The 10,977-nt window shown below is 74.1% G+C and carries 11 protein-coding genes and 1 pseudogene; 7 read left to right on the forward strand and 5 right to left on the reverse strand.

What is annotated here, in order from left to right; all coding sequences use genetic code 11:
• Nucleotides 1-12 precede the first annotated feature (12 nt).
• Both ACZ4WV_RS34225 and ACZ4WV_RS34230 read right to left on the reverse strand, forming a co-directional pair.
• Nucleotides 13-789, reverse strand: coding sequence for an SAM-dependent methyltransferase (locus ACZ4WV_RS34225; RefSeq protein ID WP_465752810.1), 777 nt, complete (start codon nucleotides 787-789; stop codon nucleotides 13-15).
• A 128-nt stretch (nucleotides 790-917) separates the two neighbouring features.
• Nucleotides 918-2,066: a glycosyltransferase gene (locus tag ACZ4WV_RS34230; RefSeq protein WP_465752812.1), complete on the reverse strand. Its 1,149-nt coding sequence runs from the start codon at nucleotides 2,064-2,066 to the stop codon at nucleotides 918-920.
• Nucleotides 2,067-2,123: 57 nt separating this feature from the next.
• On the opposite strand from ACZ4WV_RS34230, the gene ACZ4WV_RS34235 reads away from it, so the two are divergent.
• Nucleotides 2,124-2,894, forward strand: coding sequence for a glutamate racemase (locus ACZ4WV_RS34235; RefSeq protein WP_465752814.1), 771 nt, complete (start codon nucleotides 2,124-2,126; stop codon nucleotides 2,892-2,894).
• 656 nt (nucleotides 2,895-3,550) lie between these two features.
• On the opposite strand, the gene ACZ4WV_RS34240 is transcribed toward ACZ4WV_RS34235, so the two are convergent.
• Complete coding sequence (locus ACZ4WV_RS34240; RefSeq protein ID WP_465752816.1) at nucleotides 3,551-4,597, reverse strand: polysaccharide deacetylase family protein; 1,047 nt, start codon at nucleotides 4,595-4,597, stop codon at nucleotides 3,551-3,553.
• 587 nt (nucleotides 4,598-5,184) lie between these two features.
• On the opposite strand from ACZ4WV_RS34240, the gene ACZ4WV_RS34245 reads away from it, so the two are divergent.
• Together ACZ4WV_RS34245 and ACZ4WV_RS34250 are read left to right on the forward strand one after the other, a co-directional pair.
• Complete coding sequence (locus ACZ4WV_RS34245; RefSeq protein WP_465752818.1) at nucleotides 5,185-5,457, forward strand: hypothetical protein; 273 nt, start codon at nucleotides 5,185-5,187, stop codon at nucleotides 5,455-5,457.
• Between the two features lie 281 nt (nucleotides 5,458-5,738).
• A complete protein-coding gene (locus tag ACZ4WV_RS34250) occupies nucleotides 5,739-6,227 on the forward strand; it encodes an NUDIX hydrolase (RefSeq protein ID WP_465752819.1) in 489 nt (162 codons plus the stop codon).
• Between the two features lie 28 nt (nucleotides 6,228-6,255).
• Here the strand turns inward: ACZ4WV_RS34250 and ACZ4WV_RS34255 are convergent, their stop codons facing one another.
• A complete protein-coding gene (locus ACZ4WV_RS34255; protein WP_465752821.1) occupies nucleotides 6,256-6,795 on the reverse strand; it encodes a PTS-dependent dihydroxyacetone kinase phosphotransferase subunit DhaM in 540 nt (179 codons plus the stop codon).
• Between the two features lie 287 nt (nucleotides 6,796-7,082).
• Between ACZ4WV_RS34255 and ACZ4WV_RS34260 the strand changes: the two genes are divergently transcribed.
• From ACZ4WV_RS34260 to ACZ4WV_RS34275, 4 genes are all read left to right on the forward strand, one after another.
• Entirely contained in the window at nucleotides 7,083-7,295 is a 213-nt protein-coding gene (locus ACZ4WV_RS34260; protein WP_401118219.1) for a DUF397 domain-containing protein, read from the forward strand.
• 770 nt (nucleotides 7,296-8,065) lie between these two features.
• Complete coding sequence (locus ACZ4WV_RS34265) at nucleotides 8,066-8,560, forward strand: hypothetical protein (protein ID WP_465752823.1); 495 nt, start codon at nucleotides 8,066-8,068, stop codon at nucleotides 8,558-8,560.
• A gap of 67 nt (nucleotides 8,561-8,627) precedes the next feature.
• Nucleotides 8,628-8,711, forward strand: a complete 84-nt coding sequence (locus ACZ4WV_RS34270) for a putative leader peptide (RefSeq protein WP_465752830.1) — start codon at nucleotides 8,628-8,630, stop codon at nucleotides 8,709-8,711.
• 348 nt (nucleotides 8,712-9,059) lie between these two features.
• A complete protein-coding gene (locus ACZ4WV_RS34275) occupies nucleotides 9,060-10,223 on the forward strand; it encodes an acyl-CoA dehydrogenase family protein (protein WP_465752824.1) in 1,164 nt (387 codons plus the stop codon).
• 96 nt (nucleotides 10,224-10,319) lie between these two features.
• Here the strand turns inward: ACZ4WV_RS34275 and ACZ4WV_RS34280 are convergent.
• Nucleotides 10,320-10,886: pseudogene (locus ACZ4WV_RS34280) on the reverse strand (phosphotransferase family protein); the annotation flags it as partial.
• Between the last annotated feature and the right edge of the window lie 91 nt (nucleotides 10,887-10,977).

Genomic DNA, 10,977 nt, shown 5'->3' on the forward strand with positions numbered 1-10,977 from the left:
GACAGCGGGGGTTCAGTCGCGGCGCAGCAGGTAGGTGACGAAGCCGAGCGTCCCCCGGTAGCCGTGGAGCCACTCGCCGCGGTGGCGGTCCGCGGCCTCGCGGGCGGCCACCGCACGCGGGTGGTCCGGGTGGTCCAGCACCCACTCGGCCAGCGAACCCGTCCAGGAGAACTCGTAGTCGTCCCACTCCTGCGCCGTACTGACGTGCCCGTACACCGGGGTCCAGCCGTCGGCGACCACCCGGTCCGTGGTGGTCGCCAGATCCGCGAAGTCCTCCCGGGCCGTGCCCAGCCCGTCCAGCGCGGCCCGGGACGGCTCGCGCTCCCAGAAGCCCTCGCCGACCAGCAACCGGCCGCCCGGGGCCAGCAGTTCACGGGCGGCCGCCAACGTGGGGAGCAGCCCGTCGAAGGCGTGGGTGGCGCCGACGCACAGCACCACGTCGAAGGGCTCGCGGGAGGTGGACTTCAGGGAGACGGCCTCCCGGGCGGTGAACTCCCGCGCGTCCAGGTGGTGCAGGCCGATCCGGCGCACCACGCCGAGCGCGGTGGCCGTCTCCCGGGCCCGGGTCAGCGCCTCCGCGTCCACGTCCACCCCGACCGCCCGCCACTGCGGGTACGCGGCCAGCGCCCGCAGCAGCCAGGCGCCCTCGCCGCACCCGAGGTCCAGCATCCGCCCGGACTCCCGCCCGGCCAGCGCGCGGTCCAGCAGACGGGACACCGACTCGTCCGCGAGCGGCGCCGCGATCGGGTGGTCGGCATGGGCGAGGCGGGAGATCTGCTGACGGTCCATCCGAGCAGTATGGATCCGTCCGGCTCGGAACGCCGGGCTTTTCCCCGGGTCCTCGTCCCCCGCTCGTCCGTTTCCCGCTCGTCCGTTGCCCGCCCCGTTCCCGCCTCCCGTTCCCCGCCTCCCGGCTCTCACGTCCGCGAGTACGTCCGGCCCTTCCACGCCGCGCCCCGGCCGCGCCAGTGCTGCACCGCCGAGTCCACCGTCATCAGGAGGTACAGCGAGGCCGTGAACGGCAGCAGCAGCACGGCCGGGGCCGGCTGCCCGTAGTACCGGACCATCGGCAGGTAGGTGCCTGCCATCAGCGCCCAGGCCGCAGCGCCCACCGCCGCCACCGCCGGAGCCCCGGCCGCCAGCCCGGCCACCGTCGCCACCGGCGGCACCAGGTACACCAGCGCCAACCCCAGCACCGTCCCGAGCAGCAGCAACGGCGAATGCCTCAACTGGGCGTAGGCGCTGCGCGACACCATCCGCCACAACTGCTCCAGCCGCGGGTACGGGCGGACGCTGTCCACCGCGTCGGCCAGGCCGAGCCAGGTGCGCCCGCCCGAGGACTTCACCGCCCGGGCCAGTGACACGTCGTCGATCACCGCGCCCCGGATCGCCGCCACCCCGCCCGCGCGCTCCAGCGCCTCCCGCCGCACCAGCGAACAGCCGCCCGCCGCGGCCGCCGTCCGGGAACCGGGGCGGTTGCTCCGGCGGAACGGGTACAGCTGGGCGAAGAAGTAGACGAAGGCCGGCACGATCAGCCGCTCCCAGCCGGTCTCCACCCGCAGCCGGGCCATCTGCGACACCAGGTCGAGGCCGTGGCCCTCGGCCGCCGCCACCAGCTCGGCCAGCGAATCCGGGCCGTGCGCGATGTCCGCATCCGTCAGCAGCAGGTACTCCGCGTCCGGACCGGCCAGCTCCACCCCGTGTCGCAGCGCCCACAGCTTGCCCGTCCACCCCGGCGGCAGCGGGGGAGGGGTGGTCACGGTCAGCTCCAGCCCGTCCATCGTCCGCAGCTCCGCGGCCACCGCACCGGTGCCGTCCGAGCTGTGGTCGTCCACCACGATCACCCGGGCCCGCCCCGGATACTTCTGCGCCAACAGCGTCGGCAGGCTCACCGGCAGCACCGGGGCCTCGTCCCGGGCCGGCACCACGACCGCCACCTGCGGCCACCGCACCGGTGGGCGACGCGGCGGCAGACGGACGTCGGTGCGCCAGAACGAACCGTGGCAACACGCCAGCCAAAGCCAGACCAGCAGGGACAACGCGGCGATCCACAGCAGGACGGTCACCCCGGCAGTCTGCCGCAGAACCGGCTCCGCCGGGCGGATCGACTAAAGTCTTGCCCCGTGAAGATCGCACTGATGGACTCCGGAATCGGTCTGCTGGCCGCCGCCGCCGCCCTTCGGAAGCTGCGCCCGGACGCCGATCTGGTGCTCTCCTCCAACCCCGCCTCGATGCCGTGGGGGCCCCGCACGCCCGAAGAGGTCACCGAACTGGCCCTCGGCTGCTGCCGGGCCGCCGCCGGGTACCAGCCCGACGCCCTGGTGATCGCCTGCAACACGGCCTCGGTCCACGCCCTCGCCGCCCTGCGCGCCGAACTGGAGCCCGGCCTGCCCGTCATCGGCACCGTCCCGGCGATCAAGCCCGCCGCCGCGCTCGGCGGCCGCGTCGCCATCTGGGCCACCCCGGCCACCACCGGCAGCGCCTACCAGCGCGGGCTGATCCGCGACTTCGGCGGCACCGCCGGCGTCACCGAGGTCGCCTGCCCGGGCCTCGCCGACGCCGTCGAACACGGGGACGACGACGCCATCACCGCCGCCATCGCCGACGCGGCCGCCCGCACCCCGGCCGGCACCGACGCGATCGTGCTCGGCTGCACCCACTACGAACTGGTCGAGGACCGCATCCGCGACGCCGTCGCCGCCACGGCCTCCCCGGCCCTCACCCTGCACGGCTCCGCCGACGCCGTCGCCGCCCAGGCCCTCCGCCGCGTCGCCGACCCGACCGCCACCGGCAACGGCACCCTCACCGTCCTCCACGCCGGCACCCCCGCGACCCTCCCGCCCGCCGCCACCCTCTACCCCCAGGGCCTCGCCCTCGCCACCCTGATCTCCTGAGCCCACGGCGCTCGCCCAAGCCGACCACCCCGGCAGGCACGGGCAGGAGCGTCACCCCGTGCCGAGTCGCCCGACGCGCCGAAAGTCGGCTGGATCGACTTCCCACGCTCGGGGCATGCGGTGGGGGCCCAGCAGCTATCGCCTGCGCGAGGTCCGCGAGCGCCTCATCTCCCGGTGAGCGATGGGGTGCGGGACCGGTCCCCGAGCCGCCCAGGGCATGCCTCTGGGCAGGCAAGAGTTCTCCCCGCCGGGATCGCCCCGCGCGCCGTGCCGCTTCGGCTCGCGTGTGAAGTCGGCCGGATCGACTTCCTACCCAGCAGCTATCGCCTCCGCGAGGTTCGCGAGTGCTTCAGCTTTCGGCGAGCGGGCGTGCCCGCTCGCAGCCGCGACCGGGTATGAGGCGGTTCGCCAGTCGGTCGGGGCGGCCTCCGAGGGGCGGTGCGACCCGTGCGCAGTTGCTCGGTTTCGCCCAGTGCCGTCCCGGCGCTCGCTTCGGCGCGCTGGAAGTCGGCGGGGTCGACTTCCAGCGCTCGGCCGCACGCGAGCCCTGCGGCACGTGCCGTGCCTGAGCGGCACGGCGCGCCTGCTGTCTCAGGCGCGGCAGCGCCCCGCCCGACGCCGTGCCGGAGCGGCACGGCGTCGGGCGGCACGCGGGGTCAGGCGACCGCTTGGCGGCGCCAGCGGCGGTAGGCGGGTTCGAGGCCGGAGAGGATGGTGTCGAAGCGGCGGGTGCTGGTGGTGGAGTCGACCTGGAGGCGGCTGATCTGGAGGGGGTGGTTGGGGAGCCGGGGGCCGAGGCGGTGGTCGGAGAGGAAGCCGAGGCGGTAGCCCAGTTCCTGGAGCACGGTTTCGGCGCGGGGGTCGTGGCCGCCGTCCGGGTAGGCGAAGGCGATCGGTGGTTCGCCGAGCCAGTGGGTGAGGGCTTCGTGGGCCCCGGTGATCTCGGAGCGGACGGTGGCGTCGTCGCAGCGGCCGAGGCACGGGTGCCCCTGGGTGTGGTTGCCGATGGCGACGCCGCCGTCCCGGAGGGCGAGGAGGTCGGCCGGGGTGAGCTGTTCCTGGCGGGGCGGCCGGCGGTCGGCACTGACGCGCAGTTCGTGCAGGCTGCGGCGCCGGTCCGGGTCGGGCATGGCCTTGAGGCGGGGGAGCAGCTGGGACGGGTGGCCGCAGTCGAGCGAGCGGGCGCGGCCGCCGTGGCGGGCGAGGAAGTCGGCTTCGTGCCACCAGAAGGGGCGTTCGGTGCCGATGAGCTCGGAGATGACGAAGGCGGTCGCGGGGATGCCGCGTGCGTCGAGGGCGGGCAGGGCGTGGGTGAGGACGCTCCGGTCGGCGTCGTCGAAGGTGACCAGGACGCTGCGCGGTGGCAGTGGCCGCCGTTCGGTGACGGCCTGGAGCACGGCTTGGAGGGAGACGGGGGTGGCCAGTCGCCGTAGCCGGTCGAGCTGGGCGCCGAAGGAACGGTGGTCGGTGACCCCGTGGTAGGCGAGGACGGCGAGCCGCTGGGCGGCTCGGGCTCGGAACAGCGGTTGTACGGGGGCGAACCGCAGCCATTCGCCCCGTGCGTCCTGCTGTCCCGGCTCGGCGTGACCCGAGCCGGTGTGCCCCGCTTCAGCGTGCCCGGGCTCCCCGTGCCCCGGCTCGGGTTGCTCCGCCCGGGCGTGCCCCGGCTCGGCGTATCCCGTCCCGCTGTGTCCCGCGGTCACGGATGCCCGCCGTCGGTCGGCGCCGTGGTGGCCGGCGTCGTGCCGGCCGACGCCCTGGCGATCGGCCCCGTGGTGATCGCCCCCGTGGCGATCGGCCCCGCGGCGATCGGCCGCGCACCCGGCGGGCGGCGGCAGTGCCCGCATGCCGGGCACGGGCCTGGCACGGGCGATGGAGATGGGTGTGGTGGACTGGGTTTGCGGCAACGGTTCCCCCTCGGTCGCCGAGCGGCGTGGCGGTCCCGCCGGAGGACGGAGCCCGGCCTCCGACTCCAGGGAACGGCGGCTCCGCCCCCTGGGTATTCCGGTTCTCGGTGGGGGGTTCTCACCCGTCCCGTGAACGGCTCCTGGATCACTCGATGCCATTGAGACCGCTGCCCGGGCGGGATGGTTGTACCGGGGGGACGAGGATTTTTCGTGGACTGATTGTGGAGTGCGAACACGTATCGGCGGGCCCCACCGCCCCGCCGGGCAGGCCGTACCGCCCCGCCGGACAGGTCGTAGTGCGCCGCCGAGACGGTCGCACTGCGTGCCTGACCGCTCACTGCCTGCGGGCTGCCTCCCGGGCGCGCCCGGGGTACCTTGGGCTCATGGCAGATGCGGACCGTGATCCCTTCCACCGCCACGGCGCGACCAGGATGGCCCGCGCGTGCAGCGGTGGAGCGCTGGTCACCCACCAGATTCCGCTGGCGGTGGTCGGTGTGGCGTGCCTGGTGTTGGGCATCGTCGTGGCCGTGGTGGTTCCGGACAGTGACGGTCCGGCCTGGGCGATGGCGGTGGCCGGCTGTCTGGCGGCGGGTGTCCTGCTCCTCGGCCGGATCGCCTTCGGGGTGTTCCGGGACCGGCGGCGCGCCGCGCTCTAGCGGCAGTCCGGCGGTGCGTGAGAGCGCTGCGCGAGAGCGGTGCGGGGGAACTCGGCCCTAACCCTCGGGGCATGGATCAACAGATCGAGTGAAATTGGTCAGATCGACCGAATTTCATCCAGTCCCACAATCTCCTGTGCTCTTCATTCACCATTTCCCGACAATGAGTTCAATCTGCCCTTACTGTGAATACCTTCTCGAACTCGGGGCACCTCCTCGCACAGCTGCGCCCGTACAGCGGCCGACGCCCGGCCGGTCGACGGCTCGGTAGGCTGCGCCGCATGGCCATTCCCCCCTTCCTCGCCGAACTCCGCTCCCTGGTCGGGACCCGCCCGCTCTGGCTGAGCGCCGTCGTCGCCGTCGCCGTGGACGACCGGGGCCGGGTGCTGCTCGCCCGGCGGGCCGACGACGGGCGGTGGGCGACGGTCGGCGGCATCCTCGACCCGGGCGAGCAGCCCGCCGACGGCGTGGTGCGGGAGTGCCTGGAGGAGACCGGTGTGCTCGTCGTGCCGGAGCTGCTCGCCTCGGTCACCGTCTCCCCGCAGGTGGTCTACCCCAACGGTGATCTGACGCAGTACCTGGTGCTGACCTTCCGGTGCCGGGCGGTCGGCGGCGAGGCACGGGTGAACGACGACGAATCGCTGGAGGTGGGCTGGTTCGGCTTGGACGAGCTGCCGCCGATGATCGAGTCCGAGCACGAGCGGCTGCGCCACGCCCTGGAGTGCCAGGGCCCGGCGGTCTTCAGCCGGGAAGGCCGGGAGCTGCCGTAGTCGCGAGCGGGAACGGGGGCCGGACCCGTCAGGACTTCCCCTGCCGGTAGGCCTCCTCCGCCGCGTCCAGCACCGCCGCCAGGTCCCCGCCCGCGGTGGCCGTCGCGGCGGCGGCCACCGCGCCCTCCACGAAGGGCGCGTTCGCGAACCGGACCGGGAACGGCAGCCCGTGCTCGTCGGCCGCCGACAGCAGGGCCCGGACGGTGGTGACCGCCCCGCCGAGGTCGGCGAGCACCACCACCCCGTGCCCCTGGTCGACCCGCCGGGTCGCGGCGGCCACCAGCACCGCGCTGATGCCCGCGCCGTCGGCCGGATCGCCCCCGGTCGCGGCGACCGGCGCGGGGGAGTCGGATCCGGTCAAAGTGAGCGCCAGGTAGCGGACGGCGGTGGCCAGTTCCTGGCTGTGTGAGACCAGGACGATGCCGACCCGGCCGTGCGCGGACGGCCGCGCCGGGGTGGGCCGGGGCAGCGGGGTGGGCACGGGCGGGGTGCGGGGCGCCGGGGGATGGGCCGAGGGGGCGTCGGAGATGGGGATGACATCGGCGCGGGTGCCGTCCCGGCGGCTCATCGGCTGCTCCCTGGGCGGGTCGTGGGCTGGAGAGGCGGGTTCGGGGCCGTACGCGCCTGGCAGCACTCTGGCAGCTGCCCCCCGCCGCCGCCGGTCGGGACACGCCTCGGTGGGCCCGGACGTCCCGGGAGGGGGCGCCGCCTCCGGTTCCGGAGGGAGTCCCCGTCAACCCGCTGACCGGGCCGGGCCGGTGTGGCTAGGCTGGCCCTGGAACGTCGTCGGGAGGAGATCGGTCAGTGGCAGTGGACAGCGGGACGGACACGGGGGCGGCCGGCGCCCAGCGGGAGCTGGCGCCGAACGGGAAGCCGAAGGTGGACTTCACCGGGGCCGAGTGGCTCTGCAGCAGCCAGGGCGTCGGGGACGTCCAGATCGCGTTCGTGGACGGGTACATCGGGATGCGGGACGGCCGCCAGGAGGACGGGCCGGTCCTGGTGTTCACCCCGGCCGAGTGGCGGGCCTTCGTGCTCGGTGCCCGGGACGGCGAGTTCGACCTCACCTGAGCATCCGCGGAGCGGACCCGCCCGGCACGGAGGTGCACGGTGAACGGGTCCGCTCCGCGGGCGGTTCAGCAGACGGTTCAGCAGGTGGTTCCGGCACCGGATATCAGGGCTGATGATCGTTTGAGCGTGCCCCGACAGAATTTCTGTTGACTGTTAGACAAACGCAGCTCAGAGTATGAGCACAGGCAGACGCCGTGCCCACCGCCCCCACGCGGCCAGACACGGCGCCTGCTGTGCGGCCCGGCACCACTGCCAGGCCATCCTCCCAGTCATCCCCTGCGCACCGGGGTGCGTCGGCCGGTCCCGGCCCACGAAGGGCCGGCAGTCGCCGGGAGGCTGGCGCCGAAGCCGAGAGCGACTCGGATGACGGCACCTTTGCTCGGGACCCGCACGCCCCCACGCGGCGGCGTCCCGAGCAGATCCACGGGAGCGACGGGCCGGGGCCCCGCGGATCTGGCTCTTGTTGCATCAACTGCACGAAACTGCATGGAACTGTTGGCTTGTGGGTTGTGCTGTGTGCGATTTCGAAGCTGGGTGCTCGGCTTTTCGACACGACAAGTGCACAGTGAGGGATACGCGTGTAGGGCCGCGTTGCGACATGCCGTCCCCCCGAAGGGTGAAACCCAGAACGGCTGTCGTGCTGAACCGAACGTAGCCCGGACGGTTGCTCAGAGTCAACATTGGTCTCTGAGCGTCGATCTCCCGCCGGTCCCGGGACGGTGCCCCACCCACCCCGCGAGCGCGGTGTGCCGGGCACGTACGATGTTCCCATGTCTTTTCTCCGCCGTCGCTCCGGACAGCCCGCCGGCCCGGACTTCGACGTGCTCGCGATGGACCCGGGCGACTGGCCCGGCGACTTCGGTGCGGCCATGATGACCGGCCCGGACGGCTCCTGCCAGGGGATCTTCCTGCGCTACGACCTGTTCGGCGGCAGAGGCCCGGCGATGTTCATCGGCAACCTCCCCGAGGGCTCGCCCGCCCGGGAGACCGGCGACGACGTGCCCTTCGAGGTGCGCCAGCTGCTCGCGGCGCTGGAGAACGACGAGCCGGTCGACTTCGTCTCGGCCGAGGACTTTCCGGTCATGCTCGGGGACGACCTGCTGATCGTGAAGAAGGTCAAGGTCAGCGAGGAGCGCGTGTTCTGCGCCCAGTTCGGCCGCAGCGACGGCGTGCTGGTCACCATCGCGTCCTGGGACCGACCGATTTCAAACGACCTGTATCAGCTGCTGAAGCCGCTTCCGGCCGACATGTTCCAGCAGGGCTGACCGGACGCCCGCCCGGAGCCCGGACGCTGCTTGACGGTTTCGATCAACGGTTCGTACAGTCGCGGACATGCTGTGCCGTTTCCCGCTGTTGACCCGTCGCAGGCATCTCGATCTGCGGCGGACCGCCAGCGCGGTGTGTCCGGGCCGCTGAGGGGGATTCCCCCGTGGCGGTGGGCAGCCGGCCCGACCGGGCCGGGGCCGAATCCGGGGGCGGGCCGTGCGTCGACCTCCGGGGCCGCCAGCCGGTTCCGCGCGCCCGTGCGGCGTGCCGCCCGCATTCGCTGAGCCCGCGCTGCCGTCCGGAGGCACCAGCATCATGACGACCCCCGCCGCCACCGATCGTCCCTCGAACGATCGTTCCCGAACCGAATCACCGGATTCCGGCCACACCGCATCCGGCCACTCGACGTCCGGCCGTCCGAGCTCCAGTCGCCCGGATCCCCGTCTCCGGGTCCCGGGCCGTTCGACTTCCGGCCATTCTGATCCGAGCCGCCCACATATGTCCGAATCCGACCGCCCAGCGGTCGAAAGCGCCCTGTCCGGGCTGCCCCGGGTCGTCGACCTGCTGGCCGCCCGGGCCGAGGAGCACGACCGCGACGCCACCTTCCCGTACCAGGGCATCGAGGCGGTGCACGAGGCCGGGCTGCTCACCCTGACCGTCTCCCCGCGCTACGGCGGGCCGGGCGGGACGCTCGCCGACACCGTCCGGGTGCTGGCCCAACTCGGGCGCGGCGACGCCTCGGTGGCCGTGGTCACCGCCTTCACCCTGCTCCGGCACGCCGAGCAGGCCCGCCGCCCCGGGTGGCCGACGGCCGGATACCGGCGACTGCTCACCGAGTCCCGGCGCGGGCCGGCCCTGGTCAACACGCTCCGGGCGGAGCCCGGCGGCGGAACGGACGGGCTGCCCGGGACGGTGGCCCGACGGGACGGCGAGGGCTGGCTGCTGACGGGCCGGAAGACGTACTGCACCGGTGCCGAGGCACTGGCCTGGATGGCGGTCACCGCGCGGACCGACGAGCCCGAGCCGAGGGTCGGCACCTTCCTGGTCCGCGGTGAGAGCGAGGGCCTGGAGATCGACCCGACCTGGGACCAGCTCGGCCTGCGGGCCAGCGCCGGCCACGACGTCGTCCTCGACGGGGTGCGGGTGCCGGCCGAACTCGCGCTCGGCCTCGGCGCCCCGGGGCCGGAGGACCGCGCGGAGGCCGAACTCTCCCGTGCCTGGCATGACCTGGCCCTCGCCGCCGTGGCGATCGGCGTCGCGCGGGCCGCCGAATCCTGGCTGGTCGGCTTCCTCAGCCGGCGCACCCCGGCCAATCTGACCGAACCCCTCGGCACCCTGCCGCGCTACCGCTGCGCCCTCGGGGAGATCGAGGCCCAGCTGATCGGGGCCGAGGAACTGGTCGAGGGGCTGGCCCCCCGGGTGGACCTGGGCGAACCGGACGCGGTCGCCCGGACCGGTCCGGCCCAGCTGCTGGCCACCCGGGCCGCGACGGCGGCCGTCCAGCAGGCCGTCGCGCTGACCGGCAACCCGGGGCTGAGCCGACGTCACCCGCTGGAGCGCTACCTGCGGGACGTGCTCAGCAGCCGGGTGCACCTGGCCCCGGAGGAGACCGTGCTGGAGGCCGTGGGCCGGGCCGCCCTGGAGCGCGGCGCCCGGCCGTAGGGCCTCCGGTGAACTTTCGATGAACCCTCGGCGAACCGCCGGATGCTCGGTCAGGAGCGCTCCGTCCTCCTGGACGACCCGGCGGATCCGCCGGACTCAGCGCGTGCCGACCGCCGCCCGGACGGCCCGGCGGGCCAGCGCGGCGTCGTCGTAGAGCCGGCGGATCATGATCCGCTGCTCCTCGCCGGCGCCCGGCACGTCGTACAGCCGGATCTCCCGCATCAGCACCAGGACCAGGTTGACCAGGAAGGCGTCCCGGGCCATCGTGCCGCCGCTCTGGGCGAGCTGACTGATCTGGCGGCGGGCGGCGGTGTCACCGGACAGCACGCTCCACAGCACCGCCAGGTCGTAGCCCGGCAGGTACCAGCCGGCCTGCTCCCAGTCGACCAGCACCGGGCCGGACGGCGCCAGCAGCATGTTGCTGAGCAGGGCGTCGCCGTGGCACAGCTGCAGCGGGGTGTGTCCGAGGCCGTGCAGCAGGCCGCGCAGGTCGCCGGCGTCCCGGTCGGTGAGCTGGCCCACCGAGTGGTAGCGGGCGATCTCCAACTGGTAGTCCAGGCGCGGCTGGAAGACCTCGCTCGGCGGCCGCCACAGGTTCAGCGTCCGGACGGCGCCGAGCAGGGCCCGCACCTCGCCCGGGGTGGGCGCGTTGACCGGGTGGCGGGGGGGGGGGGGGGGGGGGGGGGGGGGGGGGGGGGGGGGGGGGGGGGGGGAGGGGGGGGGGGGGGGGGGAGAGCAAAGGGGGAGGAGAAGA

This window comes from Kitasatospora sp. NPDC029312 (genome assembly GCF_055569215.1).